The organism is Geodermatophilus sabuli (assembly GCF_900215145.1).
GTDB classification, from domain to species: Bacteria; Actinomycetota; Actinomycetes; order Mycobacteriales; family Geodermatophilaceae; genus Geodermatophilus; species Geodermatophilus sabuli.
Genome location: NZ_OBDO01000007.1, coordinates 224,139 through 249,680 on the forward strand (window position 1 = coordinate 224,139; position 25,542 = coordinate 249,680).

At 74.6% G+C, this 25,542-nt stretch carries 22 protein-coding genes; 17 read left to right on the plus strand and 5 right to left on the minus strand.

Features of this window, described 5'->3' with window-relative positions; all coding sequences use genetic code 11:
• Window positions 1-28 precede the first annotated feature (28 nt).
• Both CRP39_RS16770 and CRP39_RS16775 read left to right on the plus strand, forming a co-directional pair.
• The gene (locus tag CRP39_RS16770) at window positions 29-2,467 is read left to right on the plus strand and encodes a transglycosylase domain-containing protein (RefSeq protein ID WP_245853922.1); all 2,439 of its coding nucleotides are present in this window, start codon (window positions 29-31) and stop codon (window positions 2,465-2,467) included.
• A 100-nt stretch (window positions 2,468-2,567) separates the two neighbouring features.
• Window positions 2,568-4,073: a glycosyltransferase family 87 protein gene (locus tag CRP39_RS16775; RefSeq protein ID WP_245853923.1), complete on the plus strand. Its 1,506-nt coding sequence runs from the start codon at window positions 2,568-2,570 to the stop codon at window positions 4,071-4,073.
• Window positions 4,074-4,103: 30 nt separating this feature from the next.
• On the opposite strand, the gene CRP39_RS16780 is transcribed toward CRP39_RS16775, so the two are convergent.
• A complete protein-coding gene (locus CRP39_RS16780; RefSeq protein ID WP_097207597.1) occupies window positions 4,104-4,916 on the minus strand; it encodes a deoxyribonuclease IV in 813 nt (270 codons plus the stop codon).
• 191 nt (window positions 4,917-5,107) lie between these two features.
• Here CRP39_RS16780 and rpsF point away from each other — a divergent pair, with 191 nt between their 5' ends.
• The 12 genes from rpsF to dnaB all read left to right on the plus strand — a co-directional run bounded on the left by rpsF (window position 5,108) and on the right by dnaB (window position 16,732).
• Window positions 5,108-5,395, plus strand: a complete 288-nt coding sequence (gene rpsF / locus CRP39_RS16785; RefSeq protein WP_097207598.1) for a 30S ribosomal protein S6 — start codon at window positions 5,108-5,110, stop codon at window positions 5,393-5,395.
• A 2-nt stretch (window positions 5,396-5,397) separates the two neighbouring features.
• Entirely contained in the window at window positions 5,398-5,883 is a 486-nt protein-coding gene (locus tag CRP39_RS16790; RefSeq protein WP_097207511.1) for a single-stranded DNA-binding protein, read from the plus strand.
• A 94-nt stretch (window positions 5,884-5,977) separates the two neighbouring features.
• Window positions 5,978-6,214: a 30S ribosomal protein S18 gene (gene rpsR, locus CRP39_RS16795; protein ID WP_097207512.1), complete on the plus strand. Its 237-nt coding sequence runs from the start codon at window positions 5,978-5,980 to the stop codon at window positions 6,212-6,214.
• Between the two features lie 2 nt (window positions 6,215-6,216).
• Window positions 6,217-6,672, plus strand: coding sequence for a 50S ribosomal protein L9 (gene rplI, locus CRP39_RS16800; RefSeq protein WP_097207513.1), 456 nt, complete (start codon window positions 6,217-6,219; stop codon window positions 6,670-6,672).
• A 272-nt stretch (window positions 6,673-6,944) separates the two neighbouring features.
• Window positions 6,945-7,169, plus strand: a complete 225-nt coding sequence (locus CRP39_RS16805; RefSeq protein WP_097207514.1) for a hypothetical protein — start codon at window positions 6,945-6,947, stop codon at window positions 7,167-7,169.
• 185 nt (window positions 7,170-7,354) lie between these two features.
• Window positions 7,355-8,014 (plus strand): histidine kinase, encoded by a 660-nt coding sequence (locus tag CRP39_RS16810; RefSeq protein ID WP_143426679.1) that lies wholly within the window; start codon window positions 7,355-7,357, stop codon window positions 8,012-8,014.
• Window positions 8,005-8,670: a response regulator transcription factor gene (locus CRP39_RS16815; RefSeq protein ID WP_097207516.1), complete on the plus strand. Its 666-nt coding sequence runs from the start codon at window positions 8,005-8,007 to the stop codon at window positions 8,668-8,670. Before CRP39_RS16810 ends, CRP39_RS16815 begins: the two co-directional genes overlap by 10 nt.
• A 97-nt stretch (window positions 8,671-8,767) precedes the next feature.
• The gene (locus CRP39_RS26935; RefSeq protein WP_172442483.1) at window positions 8,768-10,084 is read left to right on the plus strand and encodes a sensor histidine kinase; all 1,317 of its coding nucleotides are present in this window, start codon (window positions 8,768-8,770) and stop codon (window positions 10,082-10,084) included.
• Between the two features lie 26 nt (window positions 10,085-10,110).
• On the plus strand, window positions 10,111-12,294 hold the full coding sequence (locus CRP39_RS16820; protein WP_101811070.1) for a sensor histidine kinase: 2,184 nt from the start codon (window positions 10,111-10,113) through the stop codon (window positions 12,292-12,294).
• Between the two features lie 182 nt (window positions 12,295-12,476).
• The gene (locus tag CRP39_RS16825; RefSeq protein ID WP_097207518.1) at window positions 12,477-12,662 is read left to right on the plus strand and encodes a hypothetical protein; all 186 of its coding nucleotides are present in this window, start codon (window positions 12,477-12,479) and stop codon (window positions 12,660-12,662) included.
• Between the two features lie 227 nt (window positions 12,663-12,889).
• A complete protein-coding gene (locus tag CRP39_RS16830) occupies window positions 12,890-13,558 on the plus strand; it encodes an RNA polymerase sigma factor (protein ID WP_097207519.1) in 669 nt (222 codons plus the stop codon).
• A gap of 558 nt (window positions 13,559-14,116) precedes the next feature.
• A complete protein-coding gene (dnaB, locus tag CRP39_RS16835) occupies window positions 14,117-16,732 on the plus strand; it encodes a replicative DNA helicase (RefSeq protein WP_097207520.1) in 2,616 nt (871 codons plus the stop codon).
• A gap of 260 nt (window positions 16,733-16,992) precedes the next feature.
• Here dnaB and CRP39_RS16840 read toward each other — a convergent pair whose 3' ends face one another.
• A complete protein-coding gene (locus CRP39_RS16840; RefSeq protein WP_097207521.1) occupies window positions 16,993-18,657 on the minus strand; it encodes an HNH endonuclease signature motif containing protein in 1,665 nt (554 codons plus the stop codon).
• Window positions 18,658-18,822: 165 nt separating this feature from the next.
• Between CRP39_RS16840 and CRP39_RS16845 the strand changes: the two genes are divergently transcribed.
• Window positions 18,823-19,710 (plus strand): prenyltransferase/squalene oxidase repeat-containing protein, encoded by an 888-nt coding sequence (locus tag CRP39_RS16845; protein WP_097207522.1) that lies wholly within the window; start codon window positions 18,823-18,825, stop codon window positions 19,708-19,710.
• Between the two features lie 140 nt (window positions 19,711-19,850).
• Here CRP39_RS16845 and CRP39_RS16850 read toward each other — a convergent pair whose 3' ends face one another.
• Entirely contained in the window at window positions 19,851-21,050 is a 1,200-nt protein-coding gene (locus CRP39_RS16850; protein ID WP_097207523.1) for a fatty acid desaturase family protein, read from the minus strand.
• A 31-nt stretch (window positions 21,051-21,081) separates the two neighbouring features.
• Complete coding sequence (locus CRP39_RS16855) at window positions 21,082-22,182, minus strand: ferredoxin reductase (protein WP_097207524.1); 1,101 nt, start codon at window positions 22,180-22,182, stop codon at window positions 21,082-21,084.
• Between the two features lie 107 nt (window positions 22,183-22,289).
• Here CRP39_RS16855 and CRP39_RS16860 point away from each other — a divergent pair, with 107 nt between their 5' ends.
• Both CRP39_RS16860 and CRP39_RS16865 read left to right on the plus strand, forming a co-directional pair.
• Window positions 22,290-23,477: a PucR family transcriptional regulator gene (locus CRP39_RS16860; RefSeq protein WP_216359774.1), complete on the plus strand. Its 1,188-nt coding sequence runs from the start codon at window positions 22,290-22,292 to the stop codon at window positions 23,475-23,477.
• Window positions 23,478-23,516: 39 nt separating this feature from the next.
• The gene (locus CRP39_RS16865) at window positions 23,517-24,830 is read left to right on the plus strand and encodes a CoA transferase (RefSeq protein WP_097207525.1); all 1,314 of its coding nucleotides are present in this window, start codon (window positions 23,517-23,519) and stop codon (window positions 24,828-24,830) included.
• A gap of 32 nt (window positions 24,831-24,862) precedes the next feature.
• On the opposite strand, the gene CRP39_RS16870 is transcribed toward CRP39_RS16865, so the two are convergent.
• Window positions 24,863-25,507, minus strand: a complete 645-nt coding sequence (locus CRP39_RS16870; protein WP_245853924.1) for a class I SAM-dependent methyltransferase — start codon at window positions 25,505-25,507, stop codon at window positions 24,863-24,865.
• Window positions 25,508-25,542: the final 35 nt, after the last annotated feature.

Here is a 25,542-nt window from a genome sequence, read left to right on the forward strand (position 1 = left end):
ACCGAACGAGTCAGAGAGGGGCCCCTTCGTGCCTCCCCACGACGAGACCTCCCCGGTCGGGCCGCACGGCGGCTCGAACCGCCGTCCGCCATCGGGTCGCACCGGCGGCGGGAACGGCGGCAACCGGAGGCCACAGGCCGGCCGTGGGGGCCGGACGTCGGCGTCGCGGTCCGGCGGCGCACGCCCCGGGTCCGCCGTCGCCCGGTCGGGCCGGCCCACCGGCCGGCCGACGACCAAGGCGGCCCGCTCGAGGAAGCAGAAGCGCCGTCGCCGGCTGAAGATCGTCGGTGCGGCGTTCGCCGGCATGCTCGTGCTGCTCGGCGTGTTCGTCGGCGTGGTCTACGCCACCACCGAGGTACCCGACCCCGACTCGGTGCAGAACGCCCAGACGACCGTCGTCTACTACGCCGACGGCACCACCGAGATGGCCCGGCTCGGCGTGGACGGTGGCAACCGCACCAACGTCAACCTGGACCAGGTCTCGAAGCCGGCGCAGGAGGCCATCCTCGCCGCCGAGAACCGCAGCTTCTACTCCGACCCGGGCATCTCCTTCACCGGGATCGTGCGGGCCGCGTGGAACAACCTCACCGGCGGCTCGACCCAGGGTGGCTCGACGATCACCCAGCAGTACGTCAAGAACGCCTTCCTGACCCAGGAGCAGACGTTCAGCCGCAAGTTCCAGGAGCTCTTCCTCGCCATCAAGCTGGACAACCAGTACGAGAAGGACGAGATCCTCGAGAACTACCTGAACACCATCTACTTCGGCCGCAACGCCTACGGCATCGAGGCCGCGGCCGACACCTACTTCGACGTGCCGGCCGCCGAGCTCACCCCGCAGCAGGGCGCCGTCCTCGCCGTCCTGATCCGCAGCCCCAGCAACAACGACCCCGAGGTGAACCCGGAGGGTGCGCAGCACCGCTGGGGTCTGGTGCTCGACGCGATGGTCGACGAGGGCTGGCTGACCCAGCAGGAGCGGGACGCCTCGGTCTACCCGCCGGTGCGGCCCAAGACCCCCTCGAACCTCGGCATCCCCAGCGGGCCGGAGGGGCTGGTCGTGCAGCAGGCCATGGCCGAGCTCGAGGCCAAGGGGTACACCGAGCAGCAGGTCCGGGCCGGCGGCCTGCGGATCACCACCACGGTGGAGAAGCGCGCGCAGGACGCCGCGGGCGCCGCCGTAGCCGAGGTGATGGAGGGCCAGCCCGACGGCCTGCGACAGGCGCTGGTCGCCGTCGACCCGCACAACGGGGGGGTGCGCGCCTACCACGGCGGGTCGAACGGCACGGGCACGGACTACGCCCAGGCCCAGCGCCAGCCCGGCTCGTCGATGAAGCCCTACGCCCTGGCCACCGCGCTGGAGCAGGGCATCAGCGTCAACGCCCGCCGCGATGGCAGCTCGCCGCAGAAGTTCCCGGACCGCGAGGCGCCGGTGCGCAACTCCGGCGGCGCCTCCTGCGGGGCGTGCACGCTGGTCGAGGCCATGACCCGGTCGCTGAACACCACCTTCTACGGCCTGGCCCACGAGGTCGGCCCGGAGCAGGTGCGTGAGACGGCGCTGTCCGCGACCGGGCTGCCCGAGACCTGGCAGGGCGGCACGCTGGAGGGCAACACCACGCTGGCCAACGCCGATGGCTTCACCGGCTCGGCGATCGGCATCGGTGAGTACGAGATGCGCCCGATCGACCAGGCGCACGGCTTCGCCACCCTGGCCAACGGCGGGGTCGAGCACGAGCCGTTCTTCGTCACCCGCGTGACCGACAGCCAGGGCGCGCCGCTGCTGGAGTACTCCGGTGACGCCGGCGACCAGGCGATCAGCGCCGACGTCGCCAACGACGTCACGTTCGCGCTCAAGGGCGTGGCGTCCTACTCCAAGCGGGCGCTGGACGGCGGCCGCGAGGTGGCCAGCAAGACCGGTACCCAGGGCCAGGGCGAGGACAACTCCGACGCCTGGATGGTCGGCTACACCCCGTCGCTGTCGACGGCGGTGTGGATGGGCAACGACTCGCCCAGCGACCCGATCGTCAATGCCAACGGCGCGATCATCTACGGCTCGGGCCTGCCGGGTGCGATCTGGCAGGAGTTCATGAACGACGTCCTCGAGGGGACGCCGAAGGAGGACCTGCCCGACCGGGCGGTCATCCGCGGCGACACCGGCCAGGGCGTGCCGGAGCCGGCCCCCCGGACCACCGAGTCGCGGCCGAGCGCGCCGTCCACCCAGCCGTCGCAGCCCACCCAGCCGTCGCAGCCGTCCACCCCGCCGGTCGTCGAGGAGGTGACCCCGGACGACGGGACGGGGACCGATCCGGGCACCGGTGGGAACAACCCCGTGCCGCAGCCGAACCCCCCCGGCCCCGGTGGGACCAACCCCGGGCCGCAGCCGAACCCCCCCGGCACGGGCGGGGGAAGCCCCGCCCCCGTCGAGCCGGGGCAACCCGTCGAACCCGTCCCCCAGGCCCAGCCGACCGGCTGACCCGCGCGGGCAGACTGTCCGAGTGAGCACTCCCCCGCAGGGCCCGTCCGATCCGGCTGACCAGCCGGCGGGCGGGCCCTCGGCGTCTCCGGGGACCGCCGTGCGGCCGTCGCCGGGTGGGGAGCCGGACCGCGTCGTCCCCACCTGGACCGACCCGGTCGCCATCCAGGCCAGCGAGGCGGTGGGCGGCCCCTGGGGGCGGCACGCGGTGACCGGCCGCGCGCTGTTCTGGACGCCGCTGCGGGTCTGCCTGCTGTTCACCACGACCGTGCTCGCGCTCGCGTGGGTCAAGCAGGCGCCGTGCTCCGACGGCAACTGGGCGGGCTGGGTCCAGTACACGCACTTCTGCTACTCCGACACCGTCCCGCTGTACGGCCTGCACGGGCTGGACGGCGGCGCGATCCCCTACCTCGACTCCGCCGTCGAGTACCCGGTGCTCACCGGCCTGCTGATGCTCACCGCGGCCGGTCTGGGCCGGGCCTACGACGCCCTGGCGTCGGCGACCGGCGTGCTGCCCGCCGTCCCGGCGGTGCAGTCCTACTACGTCGCCACCTGCCTGCTGCTGTCGCTGTGCGCCCTGCTGGTCACCCGCGCGGTGCTCGGCGCCTCCGGACGGCGGCCGTGGGACGCGGCGATGATCGGCTTGTCCCCGCTGCTGTTCGTGCACGCGTTCACGAACTGGGACCTGCTGGCCGTCGCGCTGGCCTCGCTCGGGCTGTGGGCCTGGGCGCGGCGCCGCCCGGTCCTGGCCGGGGCGCTGCTGGGGCTCGGCGTCGCCGCGAAGCTGTACCCGGTGCTGCTGCTGGCGGCGCTGTTCCTGCTGTGCCTGCGCGCCGGTCGGCTGCGCACCTGGCTGCGGACGGCGGTCGCCGCTGGCGTCTCCTGGCTGGCGGTGAACGTGCCGGTGGCCGTCCTCGCCCCGGAGAACTGGTCGCGCTTCTTCCGGCTCAACGGCGAGCGGCCGGCCGATCCGGACACCCTGTGGAACATCGCGATCACCGTGTCCGACGGGCGGCTGTTCGACGGCCCGCTCGCCGACGGCGAGGCGCCGGCCGTGCTCAACGCGGTCGTGGCGGGAGCGGTGCTGGCCCTGGTAGCGGGGGTGGCCTGGCTGACCCTGGCCGCCCCGGTGCGGCCCCGCCTCGCCCAGGTGGCGTTCCTGCTGGTCGCCGGCTTCCTGCTGCTGAACAAGGTGTGGAGCCCGCAGTTCTCCCTCTGGTTGCTGCCACTGGCGGTGCTGGCCCGGCCGCGGTGGCGGGCGCTGCTGCTGTGGCAGGCCACCGAGGCGGTGCTGTGGGTGCCCCGGCTGCTCTGGTACCTCGGCACCGACAACCGCGGCGTCGAGGTGCAGTGGTTCTTCCTCGCCGTGACGCTGCGTGACCTGGCTGTCGTCGTCCTCATGGCGCTGGTCGTGCGGGACGTCTGGTACCCCGACGGCGACGTCGTCCGGTCGAGCTGGCCCGGCGTCGACGACCCCGCCGGTGGGGTGCTCGACCACGCTCCCGACGTCCGCCGGCTGACGTCGCCGCGCCGTCGTCCGGGATCAGGCGACCTGGTCGGGGCGCGTCCACCCTCACCGCAGAACGCGAGGGAGGACACCCGATGACCGGGGAACCTGGTCCCGCCGGGGAACCGGTCAGGTCAGCGCGCTCCTGAGCAACTCGATCTCGGCGGCGTGCGACGCGGCGTCGCCGGGCGTCTCCAGGACGACGGGGCAGTCCGCCGCCCGAGCGACCTCGACGAGCAGCTCGGTCGGGATCTCGCCGTCGCCCAGCGGAGCGTGCCGGTCGCGGCTGGAGCCGGCCGGGTCCCGGCTGTTGTTGAGGTGCACCAGGTCGACGCGGCCGGTGATCGCGCGGACGTCGTCCACCGCGGTGCCGAGGTCCCAGCCGGCGGCCCAGGCGTGGCAGGTGTCGAGCACGAAGCCGGCGCCGAACTCGCCCACCACCTCCCACAACCGTGCGATCGCCTCGAGGTCGCGCGCCATGGCGTTGCCGCCGCCGGCGGTGTTCTCGATGAGCAGCGGGACGGCGAAGCCACCGCTCTCGGCCTGCCGGGCGAAGGTCTTGCGCCAGTTGTCGACCCCGGCCGCCGGGTCGTCCTTGGCCAGCACGTGGCCGCCGTGCACCACCATGCCGCGGGCGCCGATCGCCGCGGCGGCCTGGGCGTGCTTGTCCAGCAGCTTGCGGCTCGGGATCCGGATGCGGTTGTTGGTCGTCGCCACGTTGAGCACGTACGGCGCGTGGACGACGACCATGACGTCGCCGGCCTGCAGCGCCTCGGCGTCCGGGCGGGGCCTCGGAGCGGTCCAGCCCTGCGGGTCGGCGAGGAAGACCTGCACGCCGTCGGCGTCCATCTCCGCCGCCCGCGCCAGCGGACCGCCGGCGTCGAGCTCGTTGTCCTCGGTGAGGCCGGGGCCGACGTGTACGCCGATCGGGTGAGCTGCCACGGCGCCGACCATAGTTCTGCGTGCTGACGATCCCGGCTCGCCGGCGACAGCCGGCTGCAGGCGCCGTTGCTGGTAGTCTCGCCGGAGCGCGTTCCAGCGGTGGCTGTCACCGAGGGGGCGCGCGACGCGTGTACGACCCTCCTGCTGCAGACCTACTGCAGCCGCCCAGACCAGAGGAGGTGGGGTTCTCCGTGCGTCACTACGAACTGATGGTCATCCTCGACCCCGATCTCGAGGAGCGGACCATCGCGCCGTCCCTCGACCGGTTCCTGACCGTCGTCAGCAACGCCGGCGGCACGTACAAGACCGAGATCTGGGGCCGTCGCCGCATGGCCTACGAGATCAAGAAGCAGGCCGAGGGCATCTACGCCGTCATCGACATCCAGGCCGAGCCCGCCGCGGTCGCCGAGCTGGACCGGCAGCTCAACCTGAACGAGTCGGTCCTGCGCACGAAGCTGATGCGGCCCGAGGCCCACTGACGATGGCCGGCGAGACCGTCATCACCGTCATCGGCAACCTGACGTCGGACCCGGAGCTGCGGTTCACGCCGTCCGGTGCCGCGGTCGCCAACTTCACCGTCGCCTCGACCCCGCGGACCTTCGACCGCCAGTCGCAGGAGTGGAAGGACGGCGAGGCGCTGTTCCTGCGCTGCAACGTGTGGCGGCAGGCGGCGGAGAACGTCGCCGAGTCGCTGACCCGCGGCTCGCGGGTGATCGTCTCCGGCCGGCTCAAGCAGCGGTCGTTCGAGACCAAGGAAGGCGAGAAGCGCACCGTCGTCGAGCTCGAGGTCGACGAGATCGGCCCCTCGCTCCGCTACGCCACCGCGAAGGTCACCAAGGCCTCCCGCGGTGAGGGTGGCGGCGGCTTCGGCGGCAGCGGTGGCGGTGGCGGCTTCGGCGGTGGCGGCGGCGGGTCCAGCGACCCGTGGTCGACCCCGGCCCCGCCGTCCGACGAACCGCCCTTCTGAACAAGGACCCCGTCCTCCCCATCCCTTCGCACGTCCGGGGTGGGCCTCCGGACGGGGCCGTCCCTGAAACCCTCTTCGTAACTGGAGAACCCCGGTGGCCAAGCCCCCCATCCGCAAGCCGAAGAAGAAGGTCTGCCAGTTCTGCAAGGACAAGGCGACCTACATCGACTACAAGGACACGACCCTGCTGCGGAAGTTCATCTCCGACCGCGGCAAGATCCGTGCCCGCCGCGTCAGCGGCAACTGCAGCCAGCACCAGCGGGACGTCGCCGTGGCCGTGAAGAACAGCCGTGAGATGGCCCTGCTGCCCTACACCTCGACGGCGCGCTGACCATGAGCACCCAGAAGCTGATCCTGACGCAGGAGGTCACCGGTCTCGGGTCCTCCGGTGACACCGTGGAGGTCAAGGGCGGGTACGCCCGCAACTACCTCCTGCCCCGCGGCCTGGCGATCGTCGCCACCCGCGGTGCCGAGAAGCAGGTCGAGTCGCTGCGCCGGGCGCGGGCCGCCCGCGAGGTGCGGTCGCTCGAGGAGGCGCAGACCGTGGCGGGCGGCCTGTCCGGCCTGACCGTCCGCGTGCCGGCCCGCGCCGGTGACGGTGGCCGCCTGTTCGGTCGCGTCACCACCGCCGACGTCGTCAACGCCGTCACCGCCGCCGGTGGCCCCGCGCTGGACCGTCGGCGCGTGGAGCTGCCGAGCAGCATCAAGACCACGGGTCAGCACACCGTCACCGTGCGGGTGCACCCCGAGGTGAGCACCCAGCTGACGATCGAGGTCGTCCCCAGCTGACGCAGGGCCCGTCCTGAGGACGGGGCCGCAGCACCAGCCCGTGAGGGGCGTCGGACTCCGGTCCGGCGCCCCTCGCGGCGTCTGTGGGCGCTGGGTCCTCGACCAGGTGGGCCGGCCCCGGGACGGTGGGGTGGGCCCCCGGTCAGGGGTGGGGGAGTCGGCCGGCGTGTCCGGGGGTCAGCGCGCTGGTCCGGCGTGGGAGCCGGCGGTCACCCTCGACGCAGGCGAAGGGGGGACCCACTCCCGGGCCGCACCCAGCTGAGGAGCGCACCATGAGCCTGATACTGACGGCGACCGGCCCCGCGACCACCGCCGGCATCCAGGACGTGCTGGAGGCCGACTTCGCCCGGGCCCGCGCCGCCCTCGCCGAGGCCCGCCGGGAGCAGGCCGGCAAGGACACCCCGCGCCACCGCGCCACCGTCGCCGAGTGCACCGCCCGGGTCGACGCCGTCCTGGACATGTACCTCGCCGCGCGGGCCGCCCGCGTCACCCCGTGAGGTCCAGGAGCGCCCGGGCGCCGGAGCCGGGGGTGCCCACGTCGGCGCGGCCGCCGGTGGCACGGGCCCGCAGGAGCACCCGGTCCGGTGCGGCGGGCGCGGCAGGGGGGACAACCCCCCCTGCCGGTAGGGGCGGCACCCTTCAGGAGTTCCCCGGCGACCGCCACGATCCAGAGGTGACGTCGATGCCTGCCTCCACCGAGGGCGATCCGCCCGCGGCCGACGTCCCGGCGGACACGACCCCCTGCCTCCGGACGCCGGGCACCGCCGGAGCAGGCGACTGCCGGGCCGAGCACGAGCAGTGGCAGCGCCGCCTACGGCTGCAGCGGCGGCTGCACGACGGCGCATCGCTGCGCATCTCCGCGCTCGTGCCCCAGCTGGGCGTGGTGCGCAACCGTGTGCCGGAGGCGCGCCCCGACCTGGATGCGTCCATCGAGGAGTTGCAGGACCAGTTGCACACGGTCCTCCAGGAGCTCCGCGAGATCGCACGGGTGATCTACCCGCCGCTGCTGGACCTGGCCGGGCTGGCGCCGGCGCTCAAGGAGTTCGCCGACCGCGTCCCGGTGCCGGTCCGCGTGGAGGTTGCCGAGGAGCGTCTCGGTGCCGCCGTCGAGGGAGCGGCCTACTTCGCGGTGACCGGCTGCCTCGGTGACCTCCGCCCGGGCGGCCCGCCGGTCGACGTGGTGGCCCGGCGGGCGGGTGCGGAGCTCGTGGTGACCCTGACCGGCGTCCCCCCGCGGCTCGCCGTCGGGGTGCTCGACCAGGTGCACGGCCTCGGAGGGCAGGTCCGCACCAGCGGTGACCCCGAGGACGGGACGATCGAGGCGCGGATCCCGTGCGCGTAGCCCTGGCCGAGGACGGCGCCCTGTTCCGCGAGGGGCTGCTCATGCTCCTGCGCGCAGCCGGCCACGAGGTGGTGGGCTGTACCGCGGACGGCGACGCGCTCGTCGAGCTGCTCACCCGGCAGCCGGCGGACGTGGCGATCCTGGACATCCGGATGCCCCCGGAACCGGACGGCGGGCTGGTGACGGCCGAGCGACTGCGGGCCGCGCACCCCGGCATGGGGCTGCTGTTCCTGTCCCACTACGCCGAGTCCCACTACCTGATGCGGATCCTCGAGATCGGCACCGAGGCGATCGGCTACCGGCTCAAGGAGAAGGTCGGCAGCGTCGACGTCCTCACCGACACCCTCGACCGGATCGCCGACGGGGAGATCGTCATCGAGCCGGTGCTGGCCAAGCGGCTGGTCGAGCGCCCGCGTGGGGACCGCAAGGAGATCGTGGACTCCCTCACGCCCCGGGAGCTCGACGTGCTGAAGTTGATGGCCGAGGGCCGGTCCAACAACGGCATCGCCGGGCAGCTGTTCGTCACGCCGAAGGCGGTCGAGAAGCACATCGCCAACATCTTCAGCAAGCTCGGCCTCCAGGAGGAGGGCAGCGAGCACCACCGACGGGTCCTCGCCGTCCTGACCTACCTGCGCTCGCAGCGGGCCGAGTCCTAACCGAGGCGCGCCTCCGGGGGTTGGCCGGGGCTGGTGGTCGGCCTAGCGTTGCCGCACGCGACCGTCCGTTTCGCAGGCCGAGGGGTCGGTGGTGGGCATGCCACAGGCGACCACGATCGGTCTCGTCCGCGGTCTGCTCGTGACCGTCGTCGTGGCCGTCGTCCTGGTCGTCGTCGTGCGCGGGGGCGCCGGGGCCACGGGGTCGGTGGTGGCCCGGGTCCTCCTGCCGTTCGCGGCGGCTGCGATCGCAGCTGCCGCCCTGCACCTGCTGGTGCCGCGCACGCCGACCCGGTACGGCGCGGCGATCCCCTACGCCACGCTGGCCGAGGCCGTTCGGCGGATGCAGTCCGGCTCCCTGGAGCAGGCGTTGCCGGCCCTGGCGCAGGTGGTGGCCGACGGCACGCGGGCCGCGCGTGCCGTGGTGTGGCTGGCGGTCGGCGGCCGCCTGGTGGCCGCCGCGTGGCACCCGTCGGCGCCCGGTGCCGGTGAGGACTCCGTGGCCGACCTCACCGCCCTGCTCGCCCGCCCGGACACCGCCCACGTCGTCCCGGTGCTGGACGGGCCCGTCCTGCGCGCGGCGCTCACGATCCGCAAGGACGTCGCGGTCACCGCCGCCGATCGGCGGCTCATGCACGACGCCGCCAACGCCGCGGGACTGCTGCTGCGGGTCGTCGCGCTCAACGCCGAGCTCGCCGAGCGGATGCGGCGGGCCGCCGACCTCGCCGAGGAGCTGCAGGCGTCGCGGCAACGGCTGGCCACCGTCCGCGACTCCGAGCGGCGGCGGCTGGTCGCCGAGCTGGCCCACGCCACCAGCGACCGGCTGGACGTCCTGCGCGCCGAGATCGCCGCCGCCTCCGCCGCCCTGTCCCCCGGCGGTGCGTCGTCCGGCGGGCCCGACCCGGCACGGGCCCAGGCCGCGCTGGCCCGCGCCCGTGACCAGCTCGACGACCTGCTCGAGCGGTTCCGTGCCGTCGCCCGGGGGGTGTACCCGGCGGTGCTGCGCGATCGAGGCCCGGCGGCGGCGCTGGACGAGGTGGTCGCCGACCTGCCGCGCGCCGTCCGGCTCACCGGCGGCCTGGAGGAGCGCCTGCCGTGGGAGCTGGAGTCCGGCATCTACTACGCGGCCGCCGCCGCGGCCAGGGCGCTCGGGGGCCAGCCCGCCGAGAGCCCGCTGGTGGTGCGGCTGGAGCACTGTGCGGACCGGATCACCGTGCACGTCGAGGACGCGGCCCCCCCGGTCCCGCCCGATCGCCTGGCGGCCCTGCTCACCGCCGACGTCGACCGGCTGGCCGCGCTCGGCGGGGGGATGGACCTGGTCGCCGCCCCGACCGGACTCCACCTCATGGCGTGGCTGCCGGACCGGGTGGAGCCGGTCGTCATCGACGCCGACCGGACCGAGGCCGCGGTCCGGTGACCACGGGCCGACCGAGGTGGGCCGGGGTGGCGATACGCCTGCTCCCCCCGGGCCTGGTCACCCTCGTCGTGGGCGCCACCTACCTGGTCGTGGACGCCGGCCCCGGCCGTGTCGGCGGTGCCGGCGGGGCGGCGGCGGTGGCCACGGTCGTGGCCTCGGCGCTCGCACTGCCCACCTACGGGTGGGGACGGCGGATCGCCGAGCGGCTGGACGGCGGCCGGGGCGCCGACTACCGGCTGCTCGCCCAGCTCGCCGCACTGCCGCCCCCACCGACCCGCGGTGTCACCGACCTCGAGACGATCGTGACCGCCGTCGGCCGGGGCCTGGGCGCCGGCGTGTGCACCCTCACCCTCCGGCGGCCGGGCCTGCGCGACCGGGTCCAGACCTGGACCCGGCCGGGTGCGGACGTGACGGAGACCCGCCTGGAGGTCCCGCTCCGGTACGGCGGGGAGGTCGTCGGCACGCTCGCCGTCGACCGGGTCACCGTGGCCGGCACGCAGGCGGAACGCCGGAAGCTGCTCGACGTCGTCGCGGACAGCCTCGGCGTCGTGCTGCAGGCGACCCGCTCGAGGACCGAGCTCGAGCGGCAGCTGCGGGCGGCGCTGGCGCACGCCGCCGAGATCGCCACGGCGCGCCGCCGAGGCGTCGCAGAGGCCGACAGCGAGCGTCGCCGGATCGAGCGGGACCTGCACGACGGCGCGCAGCACCACCTCGTCACCCTCAGCCTCTCCCTCGGCCTGGTCGAGCACGAGGTGGGCACCGGCCGGCTGGACGAGGCCCGCGTGGGGCTGGCCCGGCTCGCCGCGCAGACCGACGCGGTCGAGGAGCTCCTGAGCCGCACCACGAGGGGCATGACGTCGCAGGCGCTGACCGACGACGGTCTCGTCGCCGCCCTGCGGGCCGAGTTCGCCCAGGACGACCCACCGGTCGACCTGCAGGCCTGCGCGGTCGGGGAGCTGCCCCCCGAGGTCGCGGCAGCCGTCTACTTCTGCGTGCTGGAGGCGGTCAACAACGCCCGCAAGCACGCGCCCGGCGCGGCGGTGCGGGTGCGGCTGGCCGTCGAGCGGGACCGGCTGTCGTTCGCCGTGCAGGACGACGGCCCGGGCTGGTACCCCGAGGCGGCCGCCACCTCACCCGGTCGCGGCCTGCGCAACGTGAGCTCCCGGATGGCCGCCGTCGGCGGGGAGGTGACCGTCCGATCCGCACCAGGGCACGGCACCACCATGGAGGGCGTCGTCCCGCTCCCCGAGCCGGCACCCGCTCCCGCGGCGGTGGGGGTGCCGGCGAGGCCCGAGCTGCTCGACCAGGTGCGCGCCGTCCTGCGGTCCGCCCGGGAGACCTACCACGGCACTCCGTACGCCGACCGGCTGCACGCGTTCGCCCGCTTCCTCGAGGAACCGCTGCGGATCGCGGTGATCGGCTCGGTTGGCGCCCCGGCCGCGGAGCTGGCCGCGGCGCTGGCCGCCGTGCCGTGGCCCGGCGTCCGCTTCCTGGCCGTGGAGGGGCCGGAGGCGCCGGGGCGCACGCCCGAGGCCGCGGCCGACGCCTACGTGGTGGTGGCCGACGGCGCCCGGCCTCGGGACGGCGACTGCTTCTCGGGCCTCCGGGGGCGGGTGCGCCCCACCCACGCCGTCGGCGTGCTCGTCGGCGACGGGCCCGCCCCGGAGCTGCACCGACTCTGCCAGGCGGTCGCGGGCGTCCGCCCCGGCGTCGCCACGGGCCACCGTCCGGGTGAGGGCGTCGACCTGGCAGCGGTGCGGCACCTGGTCGGCAGCCGGCTGGTGGCACGCGCCGGTGCGCTGAAGGCGCGGACGGTCCTGTCGGCGCTGGAGACCCTCGTGGGCGGGGCGTCCTCCGGGGTGGACGTCCGGCCGTTGCTCTACCGGCTCGAGGAGATCCGGTCCGGCGCCCACGAGCTGGCCGAGCTCGACCTGCTCGACGCGATGTGCGCCGGGGACCTCGCGGTCACGGACGCCCAGCGGCGGTCGGCCCAGCGGTTGCTCGGAGCCGACGGCGTGCACGACTGGGCCCGGCTGGGGTGTGCGCCCGGTGCCGGTCCGGCCGAGCTGGTCCGGGCCGCGCAGGAGCAGATGGCCGAGTGGCAGCGGACCGCCGCCCACCCCGCGTCCTCCGCGACGACCCGGCACGTGGCCGGCTGCCTGGTCCGCACCTGCGAGCGGCTGCTGTCCTCGGTCACCCGAGCCGGGTGACCTGCCCCCGGCGGCCGTGTCCCGGGCGGGGGGAGGGGGGTGGACCCCACGCGGAGAACGGGGGAACGGCCCGCGGGACACGGGGGTGCGCTCGATGGTCCGGCGCTGCCCCCGGCGCCAGGCTCTCCTCACCGACCAGTTCCGGCGAGAGCCAGTTCCCGGGTCACCGAGAGGAGACCACGATGTCCGCTCCGACCCCGTGCTACCGCCACCGCACGTGGCTGGTCCACTGCGAGGACTGCACCACCTGGCACCTCGCTCGCGCGGTCGCCGCCCGGGACGCCGCCTCGTCCACCGCCACCGCGTCGGTCCTGACCCTCGTGCCCACGGGCAGCCGACGCCCCGTCGTCGTCCCGATCGCCGCCTGAGCCCACCCCGCCCGGACGGGCCGGCCGCAGACGCGGCGCCCACCCCGGTCCCCTGCGCCGCGAGGGTGCTGGCCCCGCTTCCGGGGTGGGGACCACCCCACCTCAGGAACTAGGGCGTTCCGCCCCCGGAGTGGGGTCAGCTCGATCGTCCCCCGTCGGCGTGGCCAGCAGGCTCGTCGACGTCCCATCGCACAGCGCGCCGCACCGGCGCCGAGGAGAGGCCCGACATGGCCGCCAGCCTGCGACAGCCCACCCGCCCGGTACCCGTGCACGGCGGCGAGGCGACGGTCACCGTCTTCCACCCCCGCCGGTGGGCGCACGAGATCACCGCGCAGCTGGTCCGACGGGCCGCCGACGGCGACGAGGCCGCCTGGACCGCCGTCGTCGAGGAGTACGGCTCGCTGGTGTGGTCGGTCACCCGCAGCTTCCGGCTGTCCGACGCCCAGGCCGCGGACGCCGTCCAGACGACCTGGTTGCGGTTGCTGGAGGAGATCGACGCGATCCGGGAGCCGGAGCGGCTGGCCGGGTGGCTGCGGACCACCGCCCGGCGGACGTGCCTGGAGACGATCCGCCGGACCGGGCGCGAGCTGCCCTCCGACCCGCACGCCCACGAGTCCGGCGCCGCTCCCGAGCCGGCCGCGGACCGGCCGGACGGCGACCCGGAGGAGCAGCTCCTGCGACAGGAGCGGGTGACCCAGGTCCGCTCGGCCCTCCAGCAGCTGCCCGAGCGCTCCCAGCAGCTGCTCGAACTGCTCGTGGCCTCCCCGCCGATGAGCTACGAGGAGATCGGGACGCGCCTGGGGATGCCGGTGGGCAGCATCGGCCCGACCCGGGCCCGCCTCCTGACCCGGCTGCGCACCACGCTCACGGCGGCGGGCGTCGCCGACGCGGCCTGACCGGAGCCGCTGACCGCTCCGCGCTGCCCTGCCGGGCCCGCCGTGGGCCCGGCAGGGCAGCGCCGTGACCCGGCAGGGCAGCGCCGTGTCCCCGCGGTCGTCGGCGCCGCCCCGACGACTGCGGGGCGCCTGTGGACCTGTGACCGGTGGGGCTGGTGGGCGGGTGCCCGCGACACGCCGGGGGACGACACCCGGATTTCTCCGTGATTTCTCCCGTCCACACCCGGTGTGTGGTCTTCGCGCAGGTCAGTGCCGGGATACGGAGACGCCCGCACACCAGTCCCCCGCTGTCTCCACATGTCGACACGTCTGTGTCCACCGACTTGTCCACAAGTTGTGCAGAACGGGGTGCACAGCGGTGTTGGACTGCCCGGTCCGCGCTTCCTAACGTCCTCTCCGAACCGCGGCCGGCGTGAACTGTCGGCGCCCTGCGGTAGCAATGACCCGAACGCTTGTTCGAGTCAGGTGTACGACGTTTCTGGTGCTTCCCCCACCAGGCCCCGGCCGGCGGCCGGGGTCTGTTCGCGGGTGCGCCGGTGAGTGGATGGAGGACCCTCCGTGGCGGTGGCCGACGAGTTCAGCCGACCGACGCCGACGGCGCCGGAGTACGACCGGCAGCCGCCGCAGGACGTCGCCGCCGAGCAGTCGGTGCTCGGCGGGATGCTGCTGAGCAAGGACGCGATCGCCGACGTCGTCGAGGTGCTGGCCGGTCCGGACTTCTACCGCCCCGCGCACCAGGTGATCTTCGACTGCATCCTCGACCTGTACGGCCGCGGCGAGCCGGCCGACGCCATCACCGTCGCCGCCGAACTCAACCGCACCGACCAGCTGTCGAAGATGGGCGGCGCGGTCTACCTGCACACGCTCATCCAGGCCACGCCGACGGCCGCCAACGCCGGCTACTACGCGGCGATCGTCGCCGAGCAGGCCGTGCTGCGCCGGCTGGTGGAGGCCGGCACCCGCGTCGTCCAGCTGGGCTACGGCGCCGCGGGCGGCAAGGGCGACGTCGACGACATCGTCGACCGCGCCCAGCAGGAGATCTACGACGTCACCGAGAAGCGCATGAGCGAGGACTACTCGCGACTCGAGGACGTCCTGCAGCCGACCATGGACGAGCTGGACGCCATCGCCTCCCGCGGCGGTACCGCGCGCGGCGTCCCCACCGGCATCCGCGACCTCGACGAGCTCACCAACGGCCTGCAGGCCGGCCAGATGGTCGTCATCGCGGCGCGTCCCGGTGTGGGCAAGGCCCTGGCCCTCGACACCCCGGTCGCCACGCCCACGGGCTGGACGACGATGGGCGAGATCCGCGTCGGCGAGCAGGTCATCGGCTCCGACGGCCAGCCCACCACGGTGGTGGCGGCGACCGATGTGATGACCGGGCGTCCCTGCTACGAGGTGCACTTCTCCGACGGCTCGGTGATCGTCGCGGATGCGCAGCACCAGTGGCTCACCGACGACCGGGCGAGTCGCAGGTCCGCTCAGGCGGCCCGCACCGGCGACAACCGCTACCGCAACCAGCGGACGTTCGCTGCTGTCCGGACGACGGAAGAGCTGGCCCGTAGCCTCCGCTGTGCCACCAAGGACGCCCGGCTCAACCACTCCGTCACGAACGCTGCTCCCCTGGAGCTGCCCGACGCGGACCTGCCCCTGCCGCCGTACGCGCTCGGCGTGTGGCTGGGCGACGGCACCTCCCGCGCGGCGCACTTCACGAGCAACGACCCGGAGATCGCCGTCTACATCGAGTCGGAGGGCCTGGTCGTCGAGCCCACCGGTGCCGACCGTCGCTACGCGCTCAAGCTCCCCGCGCGTCCCGGGGTGGCTGCCCGGCCGTGCCCGATGTGCGGCGAGGGGTTCGTGCCCCAGACGTCCCAGGTGCAGACGTGCGGCAAGACCTGCGGCGGGCGGCTGCGGGCCAGCGGGAGCGTCGGCCGGAAGGCGACGTGCCCCGACTGTGCTGGCCCGTCCTCCGGTCCGACCCAGTGCCAGGCGTGCCGCGACGACCACGGCACCGTGCAGGGCCTCCTGCGCTCACTCGGGGTCTTCGGCGACAAGCACATCCCCCTGTCCTACCTGCGCGGCTCCGTGGCCCAGCGGCGGGCGTTGCTGGCGGGGCTCCTGGACACCGACGGCACGGTGACCCCGAGCGGCGCCGTGCAGTTCGGGGTCACCAGCCGCCGCCTGGCCGAGGACGCGCGGGAGCTGATCGCCGGCCTCGGCCACCGCGTGCGCCTGACCCGCAAGCGGGTGAAGGGGCGCACCGAGGAGTCGTCGACGTGCTACACGCTCACCTTCAGCACGGACGACGAGGTCTTCCGGTTGGAGCGGAAGAAGCTGCTCCACAAGGAGCGGGGGTCGCGCACGTTCACGGCTCGGGGGGTCCGTTTCATCACTGACGTGCGGCCGATCGCCAGCGTGCCCGTCCGGTGCATCCAGGTCGACGCCGCGGACCACCTCTTCCTGGCCGGCCGCAGCTTCATCCCGACCCACAACTCGACCCTGGGTCTGGACATCGCCCGCTCGGCGACGGTCAAGCACCACCTGCCGGCGGTCATCTTCTCGCTGGAGATGAGCAAGCACGAGATCACCATGCGTCTGCTCTCGGCCGAGGCGAAGGTGCCGCTGCACCACATGCGTGCCGGCACGCTCTCGGACGAGGACTGGTCCAAGCTCGCCCGCCGCATGGGCGAGATCGCCGACGCCCCGCTCTACATCGACGACTCACCGAACATGACGATGATGGAGATCCGGGCCAAGGCACGGCGGCTCAAGCAGCGCAATGACCTCAAGCTCGTCGTCATCGACTACCTCCAGCTGATGACGTCGGGCAAGCGGGTGGAGAGCCGCCAGCAGGAGGTCTCGGAGTTCTCCCGTGCGCTGAAGCTGCTGGCCAAGGAGCTCGAGGTCCCGGTCATCGCGATGAGCCAGCTGAACCGTGGGTCGGAGCAGCGTCAGGACAAGAAGCCGATGCTGTCGGACCTCCGCGAGTCCGGCTCGATCGAGCAGGACGCCGACATGGTGATGATGATCCACCGCGAGGACATGTACGAGAAGGAGAGCCCGCGGGCCGGGGAGGCCGACATCATGCTGGTCAAGCACCGCAACGGCCCGACCGCGAACGTCACCGTCGCCTTCCAGGGCCACTACAGCCGCTTCGTGGACATGGCGAACTGACGAAACCCCCCCAGGGACCACGGGAGGCCCGGAGCGACCTGCTCTCCGGGCCTCCCGGCGTTCTCGGGAGGTGTCACGGAAGGGTCGGACCTGGCCCCAGGGCGCGCCGCCGGAGTGGTGGTCGGTCGATCGGGGCCTCCGCCGGGGGTGATCGAGGACGTGGCGCCGTGCGCGCCCGTCCGGCCACGAGCAGCTGCCCCAGGTCGTGCTGGTTGGTGGTCAGGGTCGCCCCAGTCGAGCCAGTGGAGCCCGGCCCTGGGTCAGAAGGGCGGCGGATCGTCGTCGAGCTCGATGACGTCGGGCTGCCCGTGGTCGGGACTCCGACGGAGCCCCGGTGGTCGCGTGATCCGCGTGATGCCGCTGGGTGTGGTCACCGACAGGACGCCGTCGTCGGTCATCACGAAGCGCCAGCCGCGGGCGTGCGTCTTGAGCCGGTGATGCCGACGGCACAGGCAGCAGAGGTTCTCGCACGCGGTCTCGCCCCCGTCGGCATGCGCGGTGACGTGGTCGAGATCGGCCCAGCCTGCTCTGTTGTGGCACCCCGGATGTCGGCACGTGCGGTCGCGGGTTCTCACGAAGCGGTGCTGGGCCGGGGTGGGTTGGTAGCGATCGATCGGCGGCGGGCGATCCACCACGGGGCACTGACATGTCTCACGTGAAACGTCGTGGGGAGCCGGGCCACGCATGGCCGTCGAGCGTGCGGGATCCGAGGGCGGGTGCACCGGACACCCGCGGCGGGCGGTCCGCTCGAGCTCGCGCCGGCTGACGGTGGCGCGGAGGGCGCCGGTGTCCGGGTCGACGAGTGCGATGTCCATGCTGCCCGCAGCCGGGGCCTGGAGCCCGCCGGGGCAGAGCGCATCGAGCTGCTCGAGCAGGGCGCGCAACTGGGCGGCAGTGATCGGCTGACCGTTCACCTCCGCCGGAGCCGACCCACCGAGTCGGCCGTGCTGGGCCGCCGGGTCGGGGGACGGCGCAGAGCTCGAGCCGCCAACCGGGACGACGACGGTGAGGTGTGCGGTGAACGGCTCGCGGCTGGTGTCCCATGGCCGCAGCACCAGGTCGGACAGCACGGCGACGCGCAACTGGCCGAGGGGGCGCGGGTCACCGTCGGCCCTCGCCATCCGCGCGTAGCCGTCGATCGTCTCCTGCAGCGCGGTGACCAGCGGATGCGGCATGAAGGCCGTGAGCTCGCCCATCCCGTCACCCAGAGGGCGTGACCTGACGTCCGCGGCGCGCTCCGCCCGGGCCCGCCGCCGTTCTGCCGCGTCAGGGTGCAGGCCGAACAGCGCCCGCCGCGCCGCCGCCCGCAGGGCACGCACCGACAGGTCGCCGGCGGTCGGCAGCAGCGCCGCCTCCACCTGTGCGAGGACCGCCGGGTCGCTGTCCTGCGCCGGCTCCCCGAGCTCGGCGGCCAGGCCACGGGCGCGCGGCCAGTCCAGCTCCCCGTCGGCCAGTGCCGCCCAGGTGGCCGGGAGCTGGTGGAGCAGGGCGAACGCCTGACCGATGAGCGTGGTCGCCGCCGAGCGGGAGCAGTTGAGCACCAAGGCCAGCTCGTCGGCGAAGAACTCCGACGTCCCGACGAACTCGGGCCGGCCGTGCCCATCCGTCTCCTGCGGCGCAGCGGCACCGGGGTGGCCGCGCGGCACGTCGAGGCGGTCGGGCCGGCGGGACGCGAACTCGGCCACGAGCTCGGCCTTGTATGCGGCCAGCTGACCCTCGACCTGCACCACCCGCTGCAGCTCCGCCGCGAGGTCGGCGTCGCAGCGCGAGCCCACCGGCAGCATCTCGCCCAGCCGGGCCGGGCGGGCGGTCGCCCCCGGCGGCACGAGCCCGGTGGGGTCGATCGCCGGCGGGGACGGATCGCCCGGCCACGGGCACAGGTCGGTGGCGGTCACCCCCACCCCGAACGCGCCGCCGTCGAACACATGGACGACGCTACGGCGAGGGTCTGACAGTTCCGCGCCTCTGACCAGCGGTTACTCGAAAGAGTCCTCGTCGGTCTCGGTCAGGGGCGGTCGGTGTGCCAGTGCCCCGGCCGACACCGCAGCGCGGTAGGGCCCGCTGTCGGTGGTCTGCGCCAGGCTGGGCACATGAGCGTCGACCTCTCCGCCGCCGCCGACTTCATGGCGGGCCATGCCCGGCTGCTCGACCGCCGGCGGTTCGAACGGCTCTTCACGGACGGGGACGGTGACGCCGTCCTCGTCGCCGTCGAGGCGTACCGCAACCCCGACGGCGGCTACGGCTGGGGCCTGGAGCCCGACCTGCGCTCGCGCACCAGCCAGCCCGGCGGCGCACTGCACGCCTTCGAGGCCTTCGCCGACGCCGCTCCCGCGACGACCGAGCGGGCGCGGGCGCTGTGCGACTGGTGTGCCACGGTCGCGCTGCCCGACGGTGGGTTGCCGTTCGCCCTCGCGGTGCCCGACCCCGCCGGGTGCGCGCCGTTCTGGGCGTCCGCCGACGCCACGTCGTCCTCCCTGCAGATCACCGCGATCGTCGCCGCCGCGGCCCACCAGGTCGCCGAGCACGACCCCGCCGTCGCCGGGCACCCCTGGCTGGCGCGGGCGACGGGGTACTGCCTGGACGCCGTCCGGCAACTGGGTCCCGAACCGCACGCGCTGGAACTCGCCTTCGCCGTGCGGCTCCTCGACGCGGCACACGCCACCCACCCCGAGGCCGCCGAGCTGCTCGACCGCCTCGGGCAGCACGTCCCGGCCGACGGGCTCGTGCACGTGGCCGGCGGCGCCGAGGAGGAGTTCATGCGCGCGCTGGATTTCGCCCCCCACCCGGGGAGCCCCGCGCGTGCCCTGGTGACCGCGGAGGCGGTCGAGCGGGAGCTCGAGCGGCTGGCCGCCCAGCAGCAGGACGACGGCGGCTGGCGGGTCGACTTCGACAGCTACTCACCCGCGGCGGGTCTCGAGTGGCGCGGGCACCGCACCGTCGAGGCGCTGGGCATCCTGCGCGCCAACGGCGTCCTCTGACGAGGACGGCGTCCTCCGGCCCGACGGCGCGGTCCCCGGGCCCGACGGCGCGGTCCCCGGGCCCTAGGTCGGGCACCGGGGACGCGGCGGTGGTGCGGTGGTGCGGTGGTGCGGTGGTGCGGCGGTGCGGTGGTACGGGGTCAGGCGGCGGCCATCTCGGCCTGCAGGCGGCGACGCACCTTCGGCGACCCGGTGGCCATCGTGTAGAGCTTGCCCAGCTGCGACGGCAGGTTGCGCACCGTCGTCTGCTCCAGCCAGCCGTTCGGCAGCGAGAGCCGGAAGATCTTGTGCCAGGCCGACGCGACCTGCTTCGGCAGCGGCGCCGAGTGGTAGTTGAGCCCGTAGCGGTCGAACAGGTCACGGACCTTCGGCGCGATCTCGGCGTACCGGTTGCTCGGCAGGTCCGGGAACAGGTGGTGCTCGATCTGGTGCGAGAGGTTCCCGGTCATGACGTGCATGGCCTTGGACCCGGAGATGTTCGCCGAGCCCAGCATCTGGCGCAGGTACCACTCGCCGCGGGTCTCGCCGTCGATCGACTTCTTCTCGAAGGTCTCCACGCCCTCGGGGAAGTGCCCACAGAGGATCACCGAGTTCGACCACAGGTTGCGCACGATGTTGGCGACGACGTTTGCGGTGAGCGTGGAGACGAAGTTGGGCCCCGACAGCAGCGGGTGGATGACGTAGTCCTTGCGCACCTGGCGGCCGATCTTGCGCAGCACCGCCTTCGCGCGCGCCCGGAACTCCGGGTCCCCGGTCTGCTTCTTGGCGATCACCGCGCCCAGTTCCAGGTCGTAGGCGGCGATCCCGTACTCGAAGAAGCAGGCGTTGATGAAGCTCCACAGCGGCTGACCGAGGTGGAACGGCTGCCACTTCTGGTCCTCGTCGACGCGCATGATGCCGTAGCCGAGGTCGTTGTCCTTGCCGATCACGTTCGTGTACGTGTGGTGCAGCTCGTTGTGCGAGTGCTTCCACTGGTCGGCCGGGCTGGCCATGTCCCACTCCCACGTCGTGGAGTGGATCTTCGGGTCGCGCATCCAGTCCCACTGCCCGTGCAGGATGTTGTGCCCGATCTCCATGTTCTCGAGGATCTTGGCGACCGAGAGGCCGACCGTCCCCAGGATCCAGGCGGGCGGGAACCCGGAGGCCAGCAGCACCGCGCGGCTGCCCAGCTCGACCTTGCGGTGGACGTCGATGACCTTCCGGATGTAGGCCGCGTCGGCCTCACCCCGGGTGTCGATGACCTCCTGGCGGATCTCGTCGAGCTCCTTGCCGATGAGCTCGATGTCCTCGGCGGTGAGGTGGGCGATCGGGTTGTCGGGCTTCTTCTGCAGGACGGTCATGAGGGGTCCTCCGTGGTCTCGGGGGCGGGGATCAGTGGTCGATGTCGCAGGCGCCGGCGGCGGCGCTCACGCAGGTCTGGATGAGGACGCCGTCCCCGGGGGCGGCGGTGGTGACCTCGCCGTTGCGCAGGTCGCGGACCGCGCCCTCGCGCAGCGGGAGCACGCAGCCGAAGCAGATGCCCATCCGGCAGCCGCTGGGCATGAGGACGCCGGCCTCCTCGGCGGCGTCCAGGATCGGCGTCGCGCCGTCGGCCTCCAGCGTGGTCCCGGACCGGGCGAAGGAGACGGTGCCCCCCTCGCCGGCGACGACGATCGCCGGGCGGAAGCGCTCGGTGAACAGCCGGTCGGTCAGGCCGGCCGCCGCCCAGTGCTCCTCCAGCGCCTCGAGCAGCCCGACGGGGCCGCAGGCCCAGGTGGCGCGCTCGGCGTGGTCGGGGACCAGCGCACAGATGGCGGCGGGGTCCAGCAGGCCGGCGGTCTCGGTGTGCTGCTCGACGAGCCGGATCCGGCCGGTGGCGGCCATCGCCCGCAGCTCGGCGCCGAAGACGACGTCCTCGGCGGTGGGTGCGGAGTGCACCAGGACGACGTCGGTGAGCTCGGGGTGGTTGCGCAGGATCCCCATCACCGGGGTGATCCCGGAGCCGGCGGTGACGAACAGCGCCTTGGCCGGGGCGGGCGTGGGCAGGACGAACTCCCCCGCGGCCTGGTCGAGCTGCACGATCGTGCCCGGCTCGGTGCGGTGCACCAGGTGGTTGCTGACCTTCCCGCCGGGGATCGCCTTGACCGTGATGCTGATGCAGCCGTCGGCGCGGGTCAGATAGGAGGTCAGCGAGTAGGCGCGCCACTGGCGGACGCCGTCGACGTCGACGCCGATGCGGATCCACTGCCCGGGCACGTGCGGCCGCCAGTCGGCCCCGGGGCGGATCACCAGGGTGGCGGCGTCGCGGGTCTCCCGGTGCACCGCCTCGACGCGCCCGCGGAGGGCGGCGCCGGAGCGCAGCGGGTTGACCAGGTCGAGGTAGTCGTCGGGCAGCAGTGGCGTCGTCACCAGCTCGGCGAGGCGCAGCGCCCGGTTGCGGAGGGCGGTGAGGGCCGGCCGGGCCGGGGAAGGGCGCGGGACGGTCGAGGTCATGCCATTGATACTTCCCAGCCTGGCGCGCAGACACCTGTGCCCTCGACGTGAACGTCGGGCCGGATACTGTTCCCAGCGAACAAGACACGGGTGCCGGGGAGGTGGGCGTGACGCCGGAGCAGAACCCCTTCACCCCTGCGGTGGCGGCGGCGATGCGGGCCGAGCTGCCCGCCGTCGCCGAGCGCACCGTGGCCGCGATCGTCGTGACCGTGCCCAGCTACGCCGAGGCTTTCCGGGGCGACATGGGCCGGGCGATCGAGAACGCCGTCCAGCTCGCGCTCGGCGGCTTCCTCCAGCTGGCGACGACGACGGGCGGCGGCGACGCCAGCCGGCCGATCGGGCCCGCGCTCGAGGGGGCCTACGCCCTGGGCCGCGGCGAGGCGAAGAACGGGCGGTCGATGGACGCGCTGCTGGCCGCCTACCGGGTCGGCGCCCGCGTGGCCTGGCGGCACATGAGCGAGACGGCGGTGGCCGCCGGGATGCCGGCGGCGTCCCTGGCCCGCTTCGCCGAGCTGGTGTTCGCCTACATCGACGCCCTGTCGGCCTCCAGCGTCGCCGGGCACGCCGACCACCTCGCCACCAGCGGCCGGGAGCGCCGTCGCCACCTGGAGCGGCTGGCCGAGCTGCTCCTCACCGGGAGCCCCGCCTTCGACCTGGCGGCCGCCGCCGAGCGGGCCGACTGGACGCCGCCGCGGACCCTCACCGCGGTGCTCCTGCCAGAGGCGCGGGCCCTGGGGGCGCTCGCCCAGCTCGACGCGCGCACGCTGCAGGCCGGCGCCGACCTGCCCGGGGCGGAGCCGTCCACCGAGCGGGCCGTGCTGCTCGTGCCCGACGCGGAGGGGTTCGCCCGGGCCGGGTTGCTGAAGGCGCTGACCGGGCGCGAGGCCGTCGTCGGGCCCCCCCGGCCCTGGCAGGACGCCCGCTCGTCCTACTCCCGGGCCCTGCGGGCGCTGCAGCTGGGCCTGCGGCCGGAGGACGACGCGCCGGTGGACACCGAGCAGCGGCTGGCCGAGCTGGTCCTCCGGGCCGACGGCGAGGCCCTGGCCGACCTGCGCGCCCAGGTCCTCGCGCCGCTGGACGGGCTGGGCCCCGGGCCGCGGGAGAAGCTGGTCGAGACGCTGCGGTCGTGGCTGCTGCACCACGGACGGCGCGAGAAGATCGCCGCGGACCTGTTCGTCCACCCGCAGACGGTGCGCTACCGGATGGGGCAGCTCCGCGAGCTGTTCGGGCAGCGCCTCGACGACCCGCGCACCATGCTCGAGCTCACCATCGCGCTGGGCACCGCCGAGCCCTGAGCGGACGGCGGCACTCCTACGATCGCCCCCGTGAGCCCGATGACCGCGCTCGGGACCGGTCTGCTGGACGAGGTGTGGCCGCTGCTGACCGGGCTGCCGGCACCGGCGGTGCGGGTCTCCGGCGGCACCGGGCTCGACGGGCCGCTGCCCGTCCCCGACCTCGCGGTGGGCGCCGTCGCCGCGCAGCTGCTCGCGGCCCGGCTGCTGGGCGGGGGAGCGGCCGAGGTCGCCGTGGACGCCGCGCACGTCGGGCTGGCGTTCCGCAGCGAGCGGTACGCGGCCGTGGCCGGGCGGCCGGTCGCACCCGGCTTCGCGCCGCTGTCGCGGTTCTGGCCGACCGCCGACGGGTGGCTGCGGTTGCACGGCAACTACCCGCACCACCGGGACGCCGCGCTGCGGGTGCTCGGCGCCGAGGGGGGCCCGGCGGCGCAGCGGTGGCGGGCCGAGGAGCTGGAGGCCGCCGTCGTCGCCGCCGGGGGTGCGGCCGCCGCGGTGCGCCGGCCGGCCGCCTGGGCGGGCACACCGCAGGGGCGCGCCGTGGCGGGGACCCCGCTGGTGGGGCTGCGCCGGGTCGTGGACGGGCCGGCGCGGACGGCGTCCCCCGACGGGGTGCGGGTGCTGGACCTGACGCGGGTCATCGCCGGTCCGGTCGCGACCCGCACGCTGGCCTCGCACGGCGCCGACGTCCTGCGGGTCGACAGCCCCCGCCTGCCCGAGGACCCGGGTCAGCTCGTCGACACGGGGCCCGGCAAGCGGCACGTGCTGCTGGACCTCGCCTCCGCCGCGGACTGCCGGACGGTCGAGGACCTGCTGGCCGCCGCGGACGTCGTCGTCCAGGGGTACCGGCCCGGCGCGCTGACCGGGTTCGGCCTGGACCCGGCGTCGCTGGCGGCCCGGTGGCCGCACCTGGTCCTGGTGAGCCTGTCGGCCTGGGGGACGGCGGGGCCGTGGGGCCGGCGGCGCGGCTTCGACTCGTTGGTGCAGGCGGCGACCGGGATCGCGGTGGTGTGCGGGTCGGACGACGCTCCGGGCGCGCTGCCGGTGCAGGCGCTGGACCACGCCACCGGTCACCTGGCCGCCGCGACGGTGCTCGCCGCGCTGGCCCGCCGCCGCGAGGAGGGCGGCGGCTGGCACGGCGCACTGTCCCTGGCCCGGACGGCGCACTGGCTGCTGGGCGCCCCGCGGCGGCCGGCCGGAGCCACGGAGGAGCCGGTGGACCCCGCGCCGTACCTGCTCTCGCTGCCGGCGCCCGGCGGCCCGGTCACGGTCGTCGCGCCGCCGGGGTCACCGCCCTGGCGCACCGCGGCGGCGGGTCCGGCGGGTCAGCGACCCACCTGGCTGCCCCGGCCGTAGCGGGGCGCGTGTTCCACGTGGAGCCGACCCGCTCACGCGGGGCGGAGCACGGCGACCAGGAAGTCCGACGACGGGGTGAACGGCCGCAGGTCCCAGGTGGCCAGCAGCAGGTCCGGCGTCCACCCGCCGGTGCGGGCGTCGGCCAGGAAGTCGTCGAAGACGTACCCCCGCCCGGCGCCGAACCCGATGGCCGCGCGGCCGTCCGGGGCGACGTGTGCCCGCAGCCGCTCGAGCACCGGGACGCGGGTGGACGGCGCCAGGAACGTCATCACGTTGCCCGCGCAGACGATCGCGTCGAAGCCCGCCGCCACGCCCCCCGCCGGCAGGTCGAGCTCGGCGAGGTCGCCGACCAGCCAGCGCGGGCCGGGGTGGTCCTCCTCGGCGGCGGCGATCAGCACCGGGTCGACGTCCACCCCGACGACGTCGTGCCCCGCCGCGGCCAGCCGGCCGCCCACCCGGCCCGGACCGCAGCCGGCGTCGAGCACCCGTGCGCGGCGCGGCAGCAGCGCGTCGACCAACCGCGCCTCCCCGCCGAGGTCGGCGCCCTGCCTGGCCATCGTGCGGAACCGCTGCACGTAGGCCGCCGAGTGCCCGGGGTTGTCCTGCGTCATCTGCACCCACGCGCTCTGGTCGACCATGCGCCCCATGATCGCCCCCGGCGCCGACGCAACCGCCATCCGACTCCCCGCCCACGCCCAGCCGGCCGGCCGAG